Origin of the sequence: Ruegeria sp. HKCCD6119 (assembly GCF_013110585.1) — a bacterium.
GTDB lineage: Bacteria > Pseudomonadota > Alphaproteobacteria > Rhodobacterales > Rhodobacteraceae > Ruegeria.
The window spans coordinates 1-18,945 of sequence record NZ_WVQV01000015.1; the positions used below are offsets into that span (position 1 = coordinate 1).

The window sequence follows — 18,945 nt, forward strand, 5'->3', positions numbered from 1 at the left end:
CAATCGTGCCGATGTTGACGTGCGGTTTTGTACGCTCAAACTTTTCCTTTGCCATGATGGCCTCCTTTTTCGGTAATGAAGGGAGCGTGATACCCACGCTCCCTCAAATCTTCGCTTATGCGTATTTCGCCTGGATCTCGTCCGAGATGTTCTGCGGAACCGGATCGTAGTGGTCGAACTGCATGGTGAACTGGGCACGGCCCGACGACATCGAACGCAGAGTGTTGATGTAGCCGAACATGTTTGCCAGCGGAACGAACGCGTCGATCGCGATTGCGTTGCCGCGCGGTTCCTGACCAGAGACCTGACCACGACGCGACGTCAGGTCGCCGATGATACCGCCGGTGTATTCTTCCGGAGTGATCACTTCGACCTTCATGATCGGTTCCAGCAGCTTCGCGCCAGCTTTGCGCATGCCTTCACGCATACACATACGGGCCGCGATTTCGAACGCCAGAACGCTCGAGTCAACGTCGTGGAACTTACCGTCCAGCAGGGCAACCTTGAAGTCGATCACGGGGAAGCCAGCCAGAGGGCCGCTGTCCATGACCGAGTTGATGCCTTTTTCAACACCGGGGATGTATTCCTTCGGAACGGCACCACCAACGATGCGGCTTTCGAACGAATAACCTTCGCCCGCCTCGGTGGGCTGAATCTCCAGCTTGACTTCGGCGAACTGACCCGAACCACCCGACTGTTTCTTGTGGGTATAGGTGTGCTCGACCGGCATCGAGATGGTTTCACGATAGGCCACCTGCGGTGCACCGATGTTCGCTTCAACCTTGAACTCGCGCTTGAGACGGTCCACCAGGATGTCCAGGTGAAGTTCGCCCATGCCCTTCATGATGGTCTGACCCGATTCCAGATCGGTTTCCACACGGAAGGACGGGTCTTCGGCGGCCAGACGGGCCAGACCCTGAGACATTTTCTCCTGGTCGCCCTTGGTTTTGGGCTCGACCGCGATCTCGATCACCGGATCGGGGAAGGTCATGGTTTCCAGAACCACCGGATCCTTCGCGTCACACAGGGTGTCACCGGTGGTGGTGTCTTTCAGACCCGCCAGCGCGATGATGTCGCCTGCAAACGCTTCTTCGATCTCTTCCCGGTTGTTCGAGTGCATCATCATCATACGACCGATGCGCTCTTTCTTGCCTTTGGTCGAGTTCAGGATCGAGTCACCCTTGTTCAGCACGCCCGAATAAATCCGGGTGAAAGTCAGCGAACCGACGAAGGGATCGTTCATGATTTTGAACGCCAGGCCCGAGAACGCCATGTTGTCGTCAGCACGACGGGCGATGTCACGAACTTCTTCCTCGTCACCGGGTTTGAAGCCCATGTAATCGACAACGTCCAGCGGGCTGGGCAGATAGTCGATCACAGCGTTGAGCAGCGGCTGAACGCCTTTGTTCTTGAACGCAGAACCACCAAGTACCGGAACGAACGCGATTTCCAGTGTGCCCTTGCGCAGCAGTTTACGCAGGGTCGGAACGTCGGGCTCATTGCCTTCCAGGTATTCCATCATCGCGTCGTCGTCCATTTCGACGGCCGCTTCGATCATCTTGCCGCGCCATTCTTCAGCCATGTCTTTCAGGCTGTCGCGGATGGGGGCTTTGATCCAGCTTGCGCCCAGGTCTTCACCCTGCCACAGCCATTCTTCCATGGTGACCAGGTCGATCAGACCTTCCAGCTCAGATTCGGCGCCAATCGGGATACCAACCGGAACAGCACGTGCGCCGGTGCGGTCTTCGATCATGCGAACGCAGTTGAAGAAGTCTGCGCCGATCTTGTCCATCTTGTTAACGAAAACCATACGCGGAACCTTGTAGCGGTCAGCCTGACGCCACACGGTTTCGGTCTGGGGCTCAACACCGGCGTTTGCGTCCAGAACGCAGACGGCACCGTCGAGAACCGCCAGCGAGCGTTCGACTTCGATGGTGAAGTCAACGTGGCCGGGGGTGTCGATGATGTTCAGGCGGTGCTTGGGGGTATCGGCGGTTTTACCGTCCTCGGTGCGTTCCCAGAACGTGGTGGTCGCAGCCGAAGTGATGGTGATGCCGCGTTCCTGCTCCTGCTCCATCCAGTCCATGGTGGCTGCACCGTCGTGCACCTCACCGATGTTGTGGGATTTACCAGTGTAATACAGGATACGCTCCGAGCAGGTGGTCTTACCTGCGTCGATGTGCGCCATGATACCGAAGTTACGGTATAGTTCGAGCGGATATTCGCGTGCCATTTGGATAAGCCTCTAGAATTACCAGCGGTAATGGCTGAAGGCTTTGTTCGCCTCGGCCATCTTGTGGGTGTCTTCGCGCTTCTTAACGGCAGTACCGCGGGACTGTACGGCGTCCAGCAGTTCGCCGGCGAGGCGTTCTTCCATGGTGTTTTCGTTGCGGCCGCGCGCAGCGGTGATCAGCCAGCGGATGGCCAGAGCTTCGCGGCGCTCGGGGCGGACTTCGACCGGAACCTGGTAGGTTGCACCACCAACCCGGCGCGAGCGAACCTCGACCGAAGGTTTGATGTTGTCGAGCGCTTCGTGGAACACTTCGACAGGAGCGCGCTTTACCTTGTTCTCAACGCGGTCAAATGCGTTGTAGACGATGCGCTCTGCGACCGACTTCTTGCCGTCGATCATCAGGTTGTTCATGAATTTGGTCAGTACCTTGTCGCCAAATTTGGCGTCAGGCAGGACTTCGCGTTTTTCGGCGGCGTGACGACGTGACATATCAGCCTCTCCTTCTTACTTGGGACGCTTCGCGCCGTATTTCGAACGACGTTGCTTACGGTCTTTGACGCCCTGAGTATCCAGAACACCGCGCAGGATGTGGTAACGCACACCGGGAAGGTCTTTCACACGGCCGCCACGGATCAGAACAACCGAGTGTTCCTGCAGGTTGTGGCTTTCACCAGGGATGTACGAGATGACTTCGAACCCGTTGGTCAGGCGCACCTTGGCAACCTTACGCATCGCCGAGTTCGGCTTTTTAGGCGTTGTGGTATAGACACGTGTGCAGACACCGCGCTTTTGCGGGCACTGCTCCAGGTGCATGGACTTCGAGCGTTTGACTTTGGGCTGCCGCGGCTTGCGGATCAGCTGTTGAATAGTTGGCATTCCGGTTCTTTCCCCGTTTTGCAACACACATGACATGCACGCGCGTTGCGTGCGGCTAAATTCGCTGCACTTATGCGTCCACAAGCGCAAAACCCACGAGCGTTCCCATTCCGAGGTGAACGTCGCGGTTGGTTCTCAGAGGGCGCGAACTGCAAAATTGTCCGGGCCTTGACCAGTTCATTACTGGAATCGGCTACGGGGCGGCCCCCGGTACCGAGATGACGCGCGTATAGGGGGAGTCGGCCCAAGTGTCAACAGCACGATACCGGCGCCCCGGCGCGCGCGTTGAATGCAGCCTGTAGGATTGCCATTCCTGCGCGCCGCTGTCCCGGTTGCGGCTGAACCGCCGCAAGGGCATAGTCGGGTCGAATATCTGCTGATGGATTACAGATGCAAGTGATTGGCCTTTGCCGGTTTTCCTATCCCGCAACCGGCGGTTTTCGGCTGAACCGGGATACGATCGAAGAGCAACGGCAATTTCTGTATGCCCCCGACAGGCTGGAAGAACGCTTTCGTCTTTTCGAGGCGATCACCCTGCCCGGTTTTCGCACCCAGACCGATGAGACGTTCGAGTTGTTTGTTTTGACCGGGACGTGCCTGCCTCAGATTCATGCGGACCGGCTGCGCGACCTGACCGCCGGGATCAAACAGATCCGTATCATAGCAAAAAAACCAGGGGATCATAAGCAGATTGTACGAGAGGTGCTGAACACCGCCCGCGCGGACCCGCATCAGCCGTGCCTACAGTTTCGGCATGATGACGATGACGCCGTTTCCGTTGATTTCATAGAACGCCTCCGCGCTGCTGTTGTCGAAAACACAGGGCTGATGCAGCAGAGCGAGTCCGTCGGTATAGATTTCAATCAAGGGTACATCGCCCGGCGCGAGGCCCACGGAATTCGGGCCGCTCGGGTCTATCGATCGCTGCTGGGCGTTGGCCTGGGCATGCATGTTCAAGCCGGAAGCACGCGGACGATATTTGACCGGTTGCACAACAGGCTCGCCCGGTTCATGCCCGTGGTCAGCTATCCGGACACGCCCATGTGGGTCAGGATGCTGCACGATTTCAACGACTCGGACCACGCGCGCAAAGATACCAGCGAGTTGTCGCCTTTCACGCCTGAACAGGCTGAAGACTTGCGGGTACGGTTCTCGATCGACCCTGACGCGTTCGAGGCCAGATATGCGGCGCGCTGAGAAAATGCAGGTCATCGGTCTTTGCCGGTTTTCCTATCCCGCAATTGGCGGCTTTCAGACAACGCACGAGAGCGTCGAAGATAGACGGCAATTCCTGTACCAGCACGACAGGTTGGAAGAACGGTTTCGCCTGTTCGAGACGGTCGCCCTGCCCGGTTTCAAAAAACAGTCCGACGAAGATTTCCAGTTGGTGATCGTGGTCGGCCACTGCCTGCCCAAGCTGGCATTTGACCGCCTCAACGATCTGACCGGTGGGCTGAAACAGGTGCGCATAGTCGCGAAACCTCCGGGGCGTCACAGAAAAGTCATGCAGGATGTCCTGAATTCGGCACGGACCGATCCCGACCAACCCTGCCTTCAGTTTCGCCACGACGATGATGATGCAGTGGCCGTGGATTTTGTCGAGCGGTTCCGGGGCTGTGTCAGGGAATGTGTCGGCTTGTTCGAAAGGCACGCGATGGTCGCCGTTGACTTCAACTGCGGTTATCTGGCCCGCGCCAATTCCGAGGGGATACAGGCCACGCGCGTGCATCGCCCGTTGATCACTGCCGGTCTGGGAATGTACGTGCGGGGCGGGCAGCGGAAGTCGATCATGAATTTTGCCCATAACAGGATCAACCGCGCGATGCCCGTTGTGACCCGACCCGACAGTCCGATGTGGGTAAGAGGATTGAACCGGTTCAATGACTCACCGCGAACCAGAAACATGGATGTCGCGCTCAACCCTCTTACCCGGCAGCAGGAGCTCGAGTTTCAAACCCGTTTCGCCATTGATCCGGACATGGTCAGACGGAGTCACGCCAAGCCCTGACGCGCACGTGCCCGGAACAAGGTGAACAGACCGGCACCCACGATCAGGACAGCACCCAGCATCGTCAGGCTGTCAGGCCATTCGTCAAACACGACCCAACCCAACCCGAGCGCCCAGATCAGACTGGAATATCTGAATGGTGCAACGAATCCGACATCTCCCTGACGCATGACCATGACGCTGAACAAATAGCCAAGCAGCACAAACACGGCCGCCGCCGCGACCAGGGAACCCGCCGTTGCCGAAACCACAACCCATCCTTCGAAAACCGAGGCTATTGCCGCGGCCCCCGCTATGGAAACCGAGGTGGCAAGGGTAACCAGCATTGACGGCACGTCGGCTGACATGCGTCGCGTGATGAGGTCCCGAACTGTAATCGAAACCACTGCAACCAGCACATAGATGGAATACACGCTGAACCCCTCTGGCCCGGGTCTTACGATCAGCAGCATTCCGACGAACCCCACGGCGATTGCCAAAGCGCGTCGCCAACCAACCTGTTCGGAAAAAACCAAAGCAGCACCCAATGTTACCGTAAGCGGCAATGCCTGAAGAATGGCCGTAACATTGGCAAGCGGCATGTTCTTCAGCGCCGTCAGGAAAAAGAATGTCGCCGCCAGCTCTGCAAGGCAGCGCAGTGCAACCAGCCACTTGTCATGGCGCGAAAAATTCAGATGCAACGTGCCCAGTGACCGGGCAAGTACATAGATCAGAAATACAGCCAGGAACCCGCGCATGGCCACCAACTGAAACAATGGCAGATCCTGCAAGGCAACCTTCACCAGCGTATCGTTCAAGGTAAAGGCAGCCATGCTGCCCATCATCAGCAAAGCGCCTTTGGTGTTTGGAGTCATGCTGCTTCGGGCTCCGGGGCTATTGATCGCCCCGCATTGGCCGCCGAGTCGGGCTGGATGTCAATAACGCACCACGGGGTACAGAGATCATCAACCGAATGGGAGGATGGTCCCGAACAGGTTCAGGCTGGAAGGCTCTGTCGTGTCTTTTACAAACTCAACCCAGTCTTCCCCGTATACAAGTTCGAAAAACACAGGATATTTCCACACGAAATTATGAAAGGAAAAGGTCGTCACCAACGCACCAACCGTGAGCGCCCCGGCGAACTCTCGCAGTTTACCTTTCAAAAACAGCATAACCATGATGCAGGCCCCGCCTGCGAGGCCGAGGCTGACGAAATCCTGCGTTCCCACTTTGCCGGGCACCGGAATGCCAACCGATTGATATTGAATCAGGCGGGACAGGAAGACCGCAATAACACCCAGTATAAAAGCCCCCAGAAACGCAGCGGGATAACCCAGACGTTGCCAGATACTCTCGGTTCGAGGCAGAGGCGACTTGCGTGTGCTTTCTTCTGAACGCTTCTTGATCCGTGCCACACGGTCCTCGAAAGAGTTGCCTTTGGTGTCCATTGTTCAGCTCAATATAATCCGAAAACACAGAATATCGCTAAACCACCGATTGCAGAACCACAAGCCTGATGCAATCGGGTCAAAGGCTGTGCTCTGTCACGACGGTTCACAATTGCGCACCTGGAGCGGCAACAAAAAAGGCCCCACGAAATCGCAGGGCCTTTTTTTGGTTTTGAATGACGCGGTTTATTCGCGGCTTTCCGGTGTTTCGACCAGAACGTCCAGCTCATCCCCGACCATATCATCATCCATGATCGGTGCGGCCAGGGCGGCGGCGGCCTCGGCCTCTTCCCGGCGGGCTTCGATCACCACATTGTCACGCGACTGCGCGATGTGGCGGACAGCCTGCGTCGCCCCACCGGTACCGGCGGGGATCAGACGACCGACGATGACGTTCTCTTTCAGGCCGACCAGCTTGTCCTTCTTGCCCTGAACCGAAGCTTCGGTCAGCACGCGGGTGGTCTCCTGGAACGACGCCGCCGAGATGAACGAGCGCGTCTGCAACGAGGCCTTGGTGATCCCCAACAGGATCGGCTCACCCTGAGCAGGGCGACCACCGCGGGCGATGGTCTTTTCGTTGGCCGCGTCGAACTCCTGCTTGTCGACATGTTCGCCCTTCAACAGGGTGGTGTCACCCGAATCCAGGATCTCCCACTTCTGCAGCATCTGGCGCACGATGACCTCGATGTGCTTGTCGTTGATCTTCACGCCCTGCAGACGATACACGTCCTGCACCTCGTCGATCATGTAATCCGCCAGCGCTTCGACACCCATGATGGACAGGATGTCATGCGGAGCCGGGTTACCGTCCATCAGGTATTCACCCTTCTGGATGAAGTCCCCTTCGGCGACCGGGATGTGCTTGCCCTTGGGCACCATGTACTCGATGGTCTCCATGGACTCGTCAGCCGGCTCGATGCTGATGCGGCGTTTGTTCTTGTAGTCGCGGCCAAAGCGCACGTAACCATCGGCCTCGGCGATGATCGCGTGATCTTTCGGACGGCGGGCTTCGAACAGTTCGGCCACACGCGGCAGACCACCTGTGATGTCCTTGGTCTTGGCACCTTCGCGCGGGATACGCGCGACGACGTCACCGGCTTCGACCTTCTGGCCGTCTTCGACCGACAGGATCGCATCCACCGACATCGGATAGTGAACCGGGTTGCCCGCATCGTTGCGGACCGGCTCGCCATCTTCGCCAACCAGAATGATCTCGGGCTTGAGGTCGCTGCCCTTGGGGGCGGCGCGCCAGTCGATCACGATCTTCTGGGTCATGCCAGTTGCTTCGTCGGTCTCGTCGCGGACAGCGAGGCCCGAAACCAGATCGACATATTTTGCAGTACCGGCTTTCTCGGCGATGATCGGCAGGGTGTAGGGATCCCACTCGAACAGCTTGTCGCCACGGGCCACCTTGGTGCCGTCCTTGACGAACAGCTTGGAGCCGTAGCCCAGCTTGTGGCTGGCACGCTCTTCGCCGTGTTCGTCCTTGATCACCAGCTTCATGTTCCGGCCCATGACCAGGCTTTCGCCGGCTGCGTTGACCAGAATCTGCGGGTTCTCGAAGGAAACGATACCTTCCTGGCTGGCTTCCTGGAACGACTGCTGACCACCCTGCGCAACACCACCGATGTGGAAGGTCCGCATGGTCAGCTGTGTACCGGGTTCACCGATCGACTGCGCCGCGATGATGCCGACAGCTTCACCTGTGTTCACCATCGTACCGCGTGCAAGGTCACGACCATAGCAGGTTGCACAGACGCCTTCCTCGGACTCACAGGTCAGAGGCGAGCGGATGCGCATCGACTGAACGCCGGCTTCGTCGATCGTGTCGGCCATACGTTCGTCGATCAGCTGACCGGCTGCGACGATCACCTCATCGGTGCCCGGACGCAGAACATCGTCAGCCGCCACACGGCCTAGCACACGTTCGGCCAGCGAGGCGACAACCTCACCGTCGTTCACGGCTGCTTCGGCGGTGATCGCACGCTCGGTGCCGCAGTCGATCTCACGAACGATGCAGTCCTGCGCCACATCCACCAGACGACGGGTCAGGTAACCCGAGTTCGCCGTCTTCAGAGCGGTATCCGACAGACCCTTACGGGCACCGTGGGTCGAGTTGAAGTACTCGAGAACGGTCAGACCTTCTTTAAAGTTCGAGATGATCGGCGTCTCGATGATGTCACCGTTCGGTTTGGCCATCAGGCCACGCATACCGCCCAGCTGTTTCATCTGAGTAACCGAGCCACGCGCACCCGAGTGGGCCATCATGTAGACCGAGTTCGGCTCCATGTCCGACCCGTCTTCGGCCTTGGCAACGTCCGAGATCGTGCTCATCATTGCCTCGGTCACGCGGTCGTTACACTTCGACCAGGCATCAACAACCTTGTTGTACTTTTCGCCCTGAGTGATCAGGCCGTCCATGTACTGCTGTTCAAAGTCTTTCACCTGACTGCGGGTGTCATCGACGATGCTCCACTTGTCGCCTGGGATGACCATGTCATCCTTGCCGAACGAGATGCCCGCCTTGAACGCTTCTTTGAAGCCCATCGACATGATCTGGTCACAGAAGATAACCGACTCTTTCTGACCGCAGTAACGGTAGACAGTGTCGATCACCTGCTGCACTTCTTTCTTCCGCAGCAAGCGGTTGACCAGCTCGAACGGCGCCTTGTTGTTCATCGGCAGCAACGCACCCAGACGCAGACGGCCCGGAGTGGTTTCATAGCGCTTCTGAACTTCGTTGCCTTCCTCGTCGATCTGCGTGATCCGGGCAGTGATTTTCGAGTGCAGATGCACCTCACCCGCGTCCAGCGCGTGCTGAACTTCGTCGATCGAACCAAAGACCTTGCCTTCACCCGGCATGCCTTCGCGTTCCAGGGTCACATAGTACAGACCCAGGATCATATCCTGCGACGGAACGATGATCGGCGCGCCGTTTGCAGGCGACAGAACGTTGTTCGTCGACATCATCAGAACACGGGCTTCCAGCTGCGCCTCAAGGCTCAGCGGGACGTGAACGGCCATCTGGTCGCCGTCGAAGTCGGCGTTGAAGGCCGAACAGACCAGCGGGTGCAGCTGGATGGCTTTACCTTCGATCAGGACCGGCTCGAACGCCTGAATGCCCAGACGGTGCAGCGTCGGCGCACGGTTCAGCATGACAGGGTGTTCGCGGATCACCTCGTCGAGGATATCCCACACTTCGGGACGCTCTTTCTCGACCAGTTTCTTCGCCTGTTTCACAGTCGAAGACAGACCCTTGGCTTCAAGGCGCGAGTAGATGAACGGCTTGAACAGTTCCAGCGCCATCTTCTTGGGCAGACCACACTGGTGCAGCTTGAGTTCCGGACCGGTCACGATGACCGAACGGCCCGAGAAGTCGACGCGCTTCCCCAGAAGGTTCTGACGGAAGCGACCCTGCTTGCCTTTCAGCATGTCCGACAGCGATTTCAGCGGGCGCTTGTTGGCGCCGGTGATCACGCGGCCACGACGGCCGTTGTCGAACAGAGCGTCAACGGATTCCTGCAGCATCCGCTTTTCGTTGCGGACGATGATGTCAGGCGCGCGCAGTTCGATCAGACGCTTCAGACGGTTGTTCCGGTTGATCACGCGGCGATACAGATCGTTCAGATCCGAGGTCGCGAAACGGCCACCATCCAGCGGAACCAGCGGACGCAGTTCCGGCGGAATGACCGGGATCACGGTCATCACCATCCATTCGGGACGGTTGCCCGACTCGAGGAAGGATTCAACAACCTTCAGACGCTTGATGATCTTCTTGGGCTTCAGCTCGCCGGTTGCTTCGGCCAGATCAGCGCGCAGCTGCTCTGCTTCGGCTTCCAGATCGATCTGGGCCAGCATCTCACGGATGGCTTCAGCACCGATATTCGCGGTGAACGCGTCCATGCCATAAGCATCCTGCGCGTCCATGTACTCTTCTTCGGTCAGCATCTGGCCGTAGGTCAGGTCGGTCAGACCGGGCTCGATGACGACGTAGTTTTCAAAGTACAGAACGCGTTCCAGATCGCGCAGCGTCATGTCCAGCATCAGACCAATGCGGGACGGCAGCGATTTCAGGAACCAGATATGCGCAACGGGCGCGGCCAGTTCGATATGACCCATACGCTCGCGGCGGACTTTTTGCAGGGTGACTTCCACACCGCATTTCTCGCAGACAACGCCGCGATACTTCATCCGCTTATATTTGCCGCACAGACATTCATAATCTTTGATCGGGCCAAAGATGCGCGCGCAGAACAGGCCGTCACGTTCAGGCTTGAACGTCCGGTAGTTGATGGTTTCGGGTTTCTTGATCTCGCCATAGGACCAAGACAGAATCCGCTCGGGCGACGCCAGTGAGACCTTGATCTCGTCGAATACTTTCGGCGGCGTCAGCGGGTTGAACGGGTTGTTGGTGATTTCCTGGTTCATTTGTTACCTCAAATCTTGCGGAAGGGGGGACGGGAGAAAGGGCAGCGCCCTTACTCCTCAACCTCCGCATCCAGGAGTTCCATATTCAGGCCGAGGCCACGGACTTCTTTCACCAGAACGTTGAACGATTCCGGCACGCCCGCTTCAAAGTTATCCTCGCCCTTGACGATCGACTCATAGACCTTGGTCCGGCCGGCGACGTCATCCGATTTCACCGTCAGCATCTCCTGCAGGGTGTAGGCGGCGCCGTAAGCTTCCAGAGCCCAGACCTCCATCTCACCAAAGCGCTGACCACCGAACTGCGCCTTACCACCCAGCGGCTGCTGGGTCACCAGGCTGTACGGCCCGGTCGAACGCGCGTGGATCTTGTCGTCCACAAGGTGGTGCAGTTTCAGCAGGTACTTGATGCCCACGGTGACCGGACGCGCGAATTGCTCACCGGTACGACCGTCGAACAGGATCGACTGACCGCTTTCCGAGAAGCCCGCGCGCACCAGCGCGTCGTTGACGTCAGCCTCTTTGGCGCCGTCAAAGACCGGGGTTGCGATCGGAACACCGCGAGTGACGTTGCTGGCCGCTTCGATCAGCTGGTCCTCGTCCATGCCGCTGATGCCCTCTTCATAGACATCCTCGCCATAGGCGTGTTTCATCGCGTCACGTACCGGCGTCAGATCGCCCGAACGGCGGTATTCCTGTAGCGCCTCATCGATGTTCAGACCCAGACCGCGTGCGGCCCAACCCATGTGGGTTTCAAGGATCTGACCAACGTTCATACGCGACGGCACACCCAGCGGGTTCAGACAGAAATCAACCGGCGTACCATCGGCCAGGAACGGCATGTCTTCCATCGGAACGACCTTGGAAATCACACCCTTGTTCCCGTGACGACCAGCCATCTTGTCGCCCGGCTGCAACTTGCGCTTCACGGCAATGAAGACTTTGACCATCTTCATCACACCCGGCGGCAGATCGTCGCCACGACGGACTTTCTCGACCTTGTCCTCGAAGCGGGCATCCAGAGCGCGCTTTTGCACTTCGTACTGCTCGTTCAGAGCTTCGACGATCTGTGCATCCTGCTCGTCTTCCAGCGCCAGCTGCCACCACTGACCACGGGTCAGGGTTTCCAGCAGCTCCTCGGTGATCACCGACCCTGCCTTGACGCCTTTCGGGCCTTTGACAGCGGTTTTACCCAGGATCAGACCTTGCAGACGCGCATAGATGTTGCGGTCAAGGATCGCCAGCTCGTCGTCCCGGTCACGGGCCAGACGTTCGACTTCCTCACGCTCGATCTGCAGCGCACGCTCGTCTTTCTCGACACCGTGACGGTTGAAGACGCGAACCTCAACGACCGTACCGTAGTCGCCCGGCTTCACGCGCAGCGAGGTGTCGCGCACGTCAGATGCTTTTTCACCAAAGATGGCGCGCAGCAGCTTTTCTTCCGGGGTCATTGGGCTTTCGCCCTTCGGAGTGATCTTGCCGACCAGAATATCGCCCGGCTCAACATCCGCACCGATGTAAACGATGCCCGCCTCGTCGAGGTTGCGCAGCGCTTCTTCACCGACATTCGGGATGTCGCGAGTGATTTCTTCCGGACCCAGCTTGGTGTCACGGGCGGCGACTTCAAATTCCTCGATATGAACCGAGGTAAAGACGTCGTCACGCGCGATACGCTCCGAGATCAGGATCGAGTCTTCGTAGTTGTAACCGTTCCACGGCATGAACGCGACGACCACGTTCTTACCCAGGGCCAGTTCACCCATATCGGTCGATGGACCATCGGCAATGACTTCGCCCTTCTGGACGGTGTCACCCACCTTGATCAGCGGACGCTGGTTGATGCAGGTGTTCTGGTTCGAACGCTGGAACTTGCGCAGACGATAGATGTCAACGCCAGCGTCGCCCAGTTCCAGATCTTCAGTGGCGCGGATAACGATACGCTGGGCATCGACCTGGTCGATGATACCGGCGCGTTTCGCCTGGATCGCAGCACCCGAGTCGATCGCAACCTTTTCCTCGATGCCGGTACCGACCAGCGGTGCCTCGGCCCGCAGCAGCGGAACCGCCTGACGTTGCATGTTCGAACCCATCAGAGCGCGGTTGGCGTCGTCGTTTTCAAGGAACGGGATCAGCGATGCAGCAACCGAGACCAGCTGTTTCGGCGACACGTCGATCAGGTCCACATTCTCGCGCGGGGCAAGCGTGTAGTCACCCGCCTGACGGGTCGAAACCAGATCGTTGATGAACTTGCCATCCGTATCCAACGTCGCGTTGGCCTGTGCCACGGTGTGACGCATTTCCTCGGTCGCGGACATGTAGTGGACCTCGTCGGTCACCTGCCCGTCTTGTACGACGCGATAAGGGGTTTCGATGAAGCCGTACTTGTTCACGCGGGCGAAGGTGGCCAGCGAGTTGATCAGACCGATGTTCGGACCTTCGGGCGTTTCGATCGGGCACATCCGGCCATAGTGGGTTGGGTGAACGTCGCGCACCTCAAAGCCCGCACGTTCACGAGTCAGACCACCGGGGCCAAGCGCCGAAAGACGGCGTTTGTGGGTAACCTCGGACAGCGGGTTGGTCTGGTCCATGAACTGCGACAGCTGCGAGCTGCCGAAGAATTCACGAACCGCGGCCGCCGCCGGTTTCGCGTTGATCAGGTCCTGTGGCATGACGGTGTCGATCTCGACTGACGACATACGCTCTTTGATTGCGCGCTCCATGCGCAGCAGGCCGACGCGGTACTGGTTTTCCATCAGTTCGCCGACCGAACGCACACGACGGTTGCCGAGGTGGTCGATATCGTCCACATCGCCTTTGCCGTCGCGCAGCTCCACCAGCGCCTTGATGCAGGCCACGATGTCTTCGCGGCGCAGGGTACGCAGGGTGTCAGGCGCATCCAGTGCCAGACGCATATTCATCTTCACGCGGCCAACAGCGGACAGATCATACCGCTCGCTGTCGAAGAACAACGTGTCGAACAGAGCCGACGCAGCCTCGACGGTGGGCGGCTCACCCGGACGCATGACGCGGTAGATGTCCATCAGCGCGCTTTCACGGTTCAGGTTCTTGTCCTGAGCCATGGTGTTGCGCATGTAGGGGCCGACATTGACGTTGTCGATGTCCAGTACCGGGATGTCGGTGATACCCGCGTCAATCAGTTCCTTGACGGTACCGCCGATCAGGTCGCCATCCTTGTCGTATTCCAGGGTCAGCTCATCACCGGCTTCGACATAGATCGCGCCGGTTTCTTCGTTGATGATGTCCTTGGCGACAAACTTGCCGACGATGTGATCAAACGGAACCAGCAGATCAGTGACGGTGCCTTCGTCGATCAGCTTCTTGACCGCGCGTGGGGTAACTTTCTTGCCCGCTTCGGCAATCACTTCACCGGACTTGGCGTCAACCAGATCATAGGTCGGGCGGGTGCCGCGCACGCGCTCGGGGAAGAACGGCGTCACCCAACCCTTATTCTTGTCCAGCTTGTAGGACACGGTGTTGTAATACGCGTCCATGATCGCTTCCTGATCCAGACCCAGCGCATAAAGCAGGGTTGTCACAGGCAGTTTGCGGCGACGGTCGATCCGGGCGAACACGATGTCCTTGGCGTCAAACTCGAAGTCCAGCCAGCTGCCGCGATACGGGATGATGCGGCAGGCAAACAGCAACTTGCCCGAGGAATGAGTCTTACCCTTGTCGTGGTCAAAGAACACGCCGGGCGAACGGTGCATCTGGGATACGATCACACGCTCGGTCCCGTTCACGACAAAAGTGCCGTTCGGCGTCATCAAAGGCATATCGCCCATGAAGACATCCTGCTCCTTGATGTCCTTTACCGATTTTGCGCCGGTGTCCTCATCGACATCGAACACGATCAGACGCAAGGTAACCTTCAGCGGTGCGCTGTAGGTCATGTCGCGCTGCATGCACTCTTCGACGTCGTATTTGGGTTTTTCCAGATCGTATTTCACGAATTCCAGAACGGAGGTTTCGTTGAAATCCTTGATCGGGAAAACCGACTGGAACACGCCTTTGATGCCTTCGCCGTCAGTGGGCTGCTCTGCATCGCCGGAGCGCAGGAAAAGATCATAAGAAGATTTCTGGACCTCAATGAGGTTCGGCATTTCCAGCACTTCGCGGATTTTGCCGTAATATTTACGAAGACGTTTCTGGCCAAGGAACGTTTGAGCCATGTCAGATGTCACCTTTCGATGTTCTCAGCGGGCAAAGACACCGTCGGGCCCCGGCATCTTGCACAATCGAGACAACACGTCCGGATCAATTCATGGCCACCGTCCCGAAGGCGGCCTCCCGATCCGAAAACCGTGTCTTAGAAAACGCCTCGCGTCTTGAGGCCCTTTCTAAGACAGGTTCGGCTGGACCCGGATTTCTCCGGACCCAGCCAAATTTTTTGGCACATCAGCGATGCACCTGAGACCAAGCTTAGGCCAGCTCGACTTCGGCGCCAGCTGCTTCCAGCTTGGCTTTGACGTCTTCTGCTTCTGCTTTGTCCACGCCTTCTTTGATCTTGCCGCCGGCTTCGACCAGTTCTTTGGCTTCTTTCAGGCCCAGGCCGGTGATGCCGCGAACTTCTTTGATGACGTTGATTTTCGATGCGCCGGCGTTCTTCAGAACGACGTCGAATTCGGTTTTTTCTTCCTCAGCTGCACCGCCGGCGTCGCCAGCTGCACCTGCGACCATTACGGCGCCGCCAGCTGCGGGCTCGATGCCGTATTCGTCTTTGAGGATGGTTTTCAGTTCTTGTGCTTCCAGCAGGGTCAGACCCACGATGCTTTCTGCGAGTGCTTTCAGATCAGCCATTTTATCAGCTCTTTCCGTTTACAGTGTGTGTTCCAACGTCAGGGCAAATGCCCCACGCAGATCATTCAGTGCCAACCGCTTACGCAGCTTCCGCCTTCTCTTCGATGGTGGAAAGGATGCTTGCGATGTTGCTTGCAGGTGCGCCAATCGCGCCGGCGATGTTCGAAGCAGGTGCGCCAATGCAGCCCACGATCGAAGCAATAAGCTCCTCGCGAGACGGCATTTTCGAAACAGCTTCGACGCCTTTGCGGTCCAGAGCGTTCTCGCCCATTGCACCGCCAAGGATTTCGAACTTCTTGTTCTCCTTGGCGAAGTCCTCGGCCACTTTGGCTGCTGCCACAGGGTCCTCGGAATAGGTCAGAACGGTCATCCCTGTCAGCAGGTCGGCCATGCTTTCACACGGCTTACCCTCAAGGGCGATTTTGGCGAGCCTGTTTTTGGCAACACGCACGGAACCGCCCGCTTCGCGTGCACGCGCGCGCAGGTCCTGCATCTCGGCAACTGTCAGACCGGCGTAGTGGGCAACCACTACGACGCCAGAGCTTTCGAAGATTTGGCCGAGTTCCTCGACCACTTTCTCTTTCTGGGCTCTATCCACAGTTCTCTCCAAGTTAGGGGCGAAATCTCACCCCGGCTCATATTTGCCGCAGCTTTCGCTCCGGCGTTCAGGTCCTTGTTACGGGATTGGCCAAAATGCGCCCGAGGGTGGGACCCCCAGAATTCTTTGGTCTTACCCGTCTCAGGCAGGGAATTAAGGGGCCGAATGGACCCACCCACCGTCTTGGACGAAACGAAACAAAGCGCACGACGAATCGCACGCTTTGTTCCGCAGGTCTTCTTAGGGCAGATAGAGGAGGTTTCCAAGGGGTAAATTACACCCAATTCAGATCATACAACACCCCAGTTCCAAGGGCATGGTTCAGAACTTCCCGTTGTCGTTTTTCCATTCCTCGCGCGGCGGAACCGCTTCGATGGTGTTCCAATGTTCGACGATCCGATCAGCGTCCCAGCGATACAAATCATAAAAGCTGGAATGCACCCCATTTCTTTCCCCTTCGCACACGCAAAGGACGAAATTTCCCTCTGCCAAAACCCGATGCAAATGCTTGTAGACAAATTTTGTCCCGCTTTCGCTTGTTCCTTCCAACACGTTCTTGAGCGCTACGATTCCGTCGGCCATGTCCGGATTGTGCTGTTTTAGATCCTCTGCAACAAAGTCCGCCAATCTGTCAAACCTGCGCTTTATCAGAACGTCTGTGACAAACATGCTGCTAGCGGCTCGGTTTTCTTCCGTCTTCTCCAGGTCCGTTACTTCGGTGTGACCATCCAGCATTCCACACCCAGAAAGGTTTGGACCGCGCAAGGGCTGAATGTTGTCCCAATGCTCTACGGCTTTGCCATCTTCGAACCGAAACACCTCAAACGCGGCGCGCAGGCTACTGAAATCGTACTCGATATGCGCAAAGGCAAAGTCGCCATCCTCGAAAACCCTTTTGAATGTAACCTTGGGCGAGGTTTTGGACAGCCTTGCGAACAGGTCGGCAATACCTTCGCTGCCTTCGTGAGTTTGAGGGTTGTGCTGGATGTACTTCTCTTCATTCACAACCGCTGCCGCCATGGCGTCACCGGTTTCCAATCCCTTAAGAAATCTTTGGAGGAGTTCGCGCTTAGTTTCCATAGCCATGGTCCGTTCGATTGCCAGAACTGAAATGCATGCGATTTATCTTCGCACCGAACCCGGCAAAATGAAAATCCCGGGCAGTTTGCACCACCCGGGATCAATACTTTACAGCAGATTTGCCTGGCTTACTCGCCCGAGGCCTCTGCTACATCAACGGTCACACCGGGGCCCATGGTCGAGCTCAGCGCGATTTTCTTCATATAGGTGCCTTTGGCGCCCGACGGTTTCGCCTTGGCAACAGCCGAGACAAACGCGCGGACGTTTTCAGCCAGTTTGGCTTCGTCGAACGACGCTTTGCCAACACCGGCATGCACAACGCCGCCTTTTTCCGCCTTGAACTGAACTTCACCGCCCTTGGCTGCTTCCACGGCCGCTTTCACGTCCATGGTCACGGTGCCAACCTTGGGGTTCGGCATCAGGTTGCGGGGGCCCAGAACTTTACCCAGACGACCGACGATCGGCATCATGTCCGGGGTTGCGATGCAGCGATCGAATTCGATGGTGCCGCCCTGAATGGTTTCCATCAGGTCTTCTGCGCCAACGATGTCCGCACCTGCTTCTTTCGCCTCATCGGCCTTGGGGCCACGAGCGAAAACAGCAACGCGCATCGCTTTACCGGTGCCGTTCGGCAGGCCGACAACGCCGCGAACCATCTGGTCCGCGTGGCGGGTGTCAACGCCCAAGTTCAGTGCGATTTCGATGGTCTCGTCGAATTTCGAGGTTGCATTGGCTTTGACCAGGGCAACTGCTTCTTCAACCGACAGGTTTTCCTTGCCGGCGACAGCTTCGCGCGCAGCGCGGGTACGTTTACCGAGTTTTGCCATCTTACTTCACCTCGATGCCCATAGAGCGGGCCGAGCCCAGGATGATCTGCATTGCGCCTTCGACGTCGTTGGCGTTCAGATCTTTCATTTTGGCTTCGGCGATTTCACGAACCTGCTTCGAGGTCACGGTGGCCACTGTCTCACGACCGGGGTTTTCCGCGCCACGGGGGCGGTTACGCTTGCCGACCGGCTTCAGACCAGCTGCTTTTTTCAGGTAATAAGACGCGGGCGGCGTCTTGATGTCCATGGTGAAGGACTTGTCCTGATAATAGGTGATCACGGTTGGGCAAGGTGCGCCCTGCTCCATGTCTGCGGTCTTGGCGTTGAACGCCTTGCAGAATTCCATGATGTTGATGCCGCGCTGACCCAGCGCCGGACCAACTGGCGGCGACGGGTTCGCCTGACCTGCAGGAACCTGCAGTTTCATTGTACCAGCAAGCTTCTTGGCCATTTGGTTTTCCTTTCAACTTGGGTGAAACGCGTCCCACCCAGATTATGTTGCGTGGTCCGGTCCGGGATCGCGACCCCGGCAACCTCCCACGAGAGAATCTCGCCCGAAGACGATAGAGGCGGCGTTTACATGGGATCAGGAGAGATGACAAGTGGTTGGCGCACCATTCGGGTTGTACCGAATCAAACCCTGAGAGGATTCT

14 protein-coding genes are annotated in these 18,945 nt (G+C 57.8%); 2 read left to right on the forward strand and 12 right to left on the reverse strand.

The genetic code is table 11. From position 1 onward, the window contains the following. Window positions 1-115 precede the first annotated feature (115 nt). From fusA to rpsL, 3 genes are read right to left on the reverse strand one after another with little or no spacing between them, the layout of a single operon-like run. On the reverse strand, window positions 116-2,233 hold the full coding sequence (fusA, locus tag GS611_RS19585) for an elongation factor G (protein ID WP_170347258.1): 2,118 nt from the start codon (window positions 2,231-2,233) through the stop codon (window positions 116-118). An 18-nt stretch (window positions 2,234-2,251) separates the two neighbouring features. Next, the gene (gene rpsG / locus GS611_RS19590) at window positions 2,252-2,722 is read right to left on the reverse strand and encodes a 30S ribosomal protein S7 (RefSeq protein ID WP_010441203.1); all 471 of its coding nucleotides are present in this window, start codon (window positions 2,720-2,722) and stop codon (window positions 2,252-2,254) included. Window positions 2,723-2,737: 15 nt separating this feature from the next. Then, the gene (gene rpsL / locus GS611_RS19595) at window positions 2,738-3,109 is read right to left on the reverse strand and encodes a 30S ribosomal protein S12 (protein ID WP_005621086.1); all 372 of its coding nucleotides are present in this window, start codon (window positions 3,107-3,109) and stop codon (window positions 2,738-2,740) included. A gap of 390 nt (window positions 3,110-3,499) precedes the next feature. Between rpsL and GS611_RS19600 the strand changes: the two genes are divergently transcribed. Further along, window positions 3,500-4,306: a putative rhamnosyl transferase gene (locus tag GS611_RS19600; protein WP_171638230.1), complete on the forward strand. Its 807-nt coding sequence runs from the start codon at window positions 3,500-3,502 to the stop codon at window positions 4,304-4,306. A 4-nt stretch (window positions 4,307-4,310) separates the two neighbouring features. Next, on the forward strand, window positions 4,311-5,117 hold the full coding sequence (locus GS611_RS19605) for a glycosyltransferase (RefSeq protein WP_171638307.1): 807 nt from the start codon (window positions 4,311-4,313) through the stop codon (window positions 5,115-5,117). Here GS611_RS19605 and GS611_RS19610 read toward each other — a convergent pair. The 9 genes from GS611_RS19610 to rplK all read right to left on the reverse strand — a co-directional run bounded on the left by GS611_RS19610 (window position 5,102) and on the right by rplK (window position 18,743). Next, entirely contained in the window at window positions 5,102-5,971 is an 870-nt protein-coding gene (locus tag GS611_RS19610) for a DMT family transporter (protein ID WP_171638232.1), read from the reverse strand. The genes GS611_RS19605 and GS611_RS19610 overlap by 16 nt on opposite strands. Window positions 5,972-6,061: 90 nt before the next feature. Beyond that, window positions 6,062-6,544, reverse strand: coding sequence for a hypothetical protein (locus tag GS611_RS19615; protein WP_171638234.1), 483 nt, complete (start codon window positions 6,542-6,544; stop codon window positions 6,062-6,064). A gap of 186 nt (window positions 6,545-6,730) precedes the next feature. Continuing rightward, window positions 6,731-10,972 (reverse strand): DNA-directed RNA polymerase subunit beta', encoded by a 4,242-nt coding sequence (gene rpoC, locus GS611_RS19620; protein WP_171638236.1) that lies wholly within the window; start codon window positions 10,970-10,972, stop codon window positions 6,731-6,733. 50 nt (window positions 10,973-11,022) lie between these two features. Beyond that, a complete protein-coding gene (gene rpoB / locus GS611_RS19625) occupies window positions 11,023-15,159 on the reverse strand; it encodes a DNA-directed RNA polymerase subunit beta (protein WP_171638238.1) in 4,137 nt (1,378 codons plus the stop codon). A gap of 250 nt (window positions 15,160-15,409) precedes the next feature. Next, the gene (gene rplL / locus GS611_RS19630) at window positions 15,410-15,787 is read right to left on the reverse strand and encodes a 50S ribosomal protein L7/L12 (protein WP_152459178.1); all 378 of its coding nucleotides are present in this window, start codon (window positions 15,785-15,787) and stop codon (window positions 15,410-15,412) included. A 79-nt stretch (window positions 15,788-15,866) separates the two neighbouring features. Continuing rightward, window positions 15,867-16,385 (reverse strand): 50S ribosomal protein L10, encoded by a 519-nt coding sequence (gene rplJ / locus GS611_RS19635; protein ID WP_171638240.1) that lies wholly within the window; start codon window positions 16,383-16,385, stop codon window positions 15,867-15,869. 321 nt (window positions 16,386-16,706) lie between these two features. Further along, on the reverse strand, window positions 16,707-17,465 hold the full coding sequence (locus tag GS611_RS19640) for a nuclear transport factor 2 family protein (protein WP_171638242.1): 759 nt from the start codon (window positions 17,463-17,465) through the stop codon (window positions 16,707-16,709). Between the two features lie 128 nt (window positions 17,466-17,593). Next, a complete protein-coding gene (rplA, locus tag GS611_RS19645; RefSeq protein WP_171638244.1) occupies window positions 17,594-18,292 on the reverse strand; it encodes a 50S ribosomal protein L1 in 699 nt (232 codons plus the stop codon). A gap of 1 nt (window position 18,293) precedes the next feature. Further along, window positions 18,294-18,743: a 50S ribosomal protein L11 gene (rplK, locus tag GS611_RS19650; RefSeq protein WP_037314971.1), complete on the reverse strand. Its 450-nt coding sequence runs from the start codon at window positions 18,741-18,743 to the stop codon at window positions 18,294-18,296. Window positions 18,744-18,945 lie beyond the last annotated feature (202 nt).

Coding starts and splice junctions, on each gene's coding strand:
- rplK (WP_037314971.1), bottom strand. CDS start 18,743: ATGGCCAAGAAGCTTGCTGGTACAATGAAACTGCAGGTTCCTGCAGGT.
- GS611_RS19615 (WP_171638234.1), bottom strand. CDS start 6,544: ATGGACACCAAAGGCAACTCTTTCGAGGACCGTGTGGCACGGATCAAG.
- rpsG (WP_010441203.1), bottom strand. CDS start 2,722: ATGTCACGTCGTCACGCCGCCGAAAAACGCGAAGTCCTGCCTGACGCC.
- rplA (WP_171638244.1), bottom strand. CDS start 18,292: ATGGCAAAACTCGGTAAACGTACCCGCGCTGCGCGCGAAGCTGTCGCC.
- GS611_RS19600 (WP_171638230.1), top strand. CDS start 3,500: ATGCAAGTGATTGGCCTTTGCCGGTTTTCCTATCCCGCAACCGGCGGT.
- GS611_RS19610 (WP_171638232.1), bottom strand. CDS start 5,971: ATGACTCCAAACACCAAAGGCGCTTTGCTGATGATGGGCAGCATGGCT.
- rpsL (WP_005621086.1), bottom strand. CDS start 3,109: ATGCCAACTATTCAACAGCTGATCCGCAAGCCGCGGCAGCCCAAAGTC.
- fusA (WP_170347258.1), bottom strand. CDS start 2,233: ATGGCACGCGAATATCCGCTCGAACTATACCGTAACTTCGGTATCATG.
- GS611_RS19640 (WP_171638242.1), bottom strand. CDS start 17,465: ATGGAAACTAAGCGCGAACTCCTCCAAAGATTTCTTAAGGGATTGGAA.
- rpoB (WP_171638238.1), bottom strand. CDS start 15,159: ATGGCTCAAACGTTCCTTGGCCAGAAACGTCTTCGTAAATATTACGGC.
- rpoC (WP_171638236.1), bottom strand. CDS start 10,972: ATGAACCAGGAAATCACCAACAACCCGTTCAACCCGCTGACGCCGCCG.
- GS611_RS19605 (WP_171638307.1), top strand. CDS start 4,311: ATGCAGGTCATCGGTCTTTGCCGGTTTTCCTATCCCGCAATTGGCGGC.
- rplL (WP_152459178.1), bottom strand. CDS start 15,787: ATGGCTGATCTGAAAGCACTCGCAGAAAGCATCGTGGGTCTGACCCTG.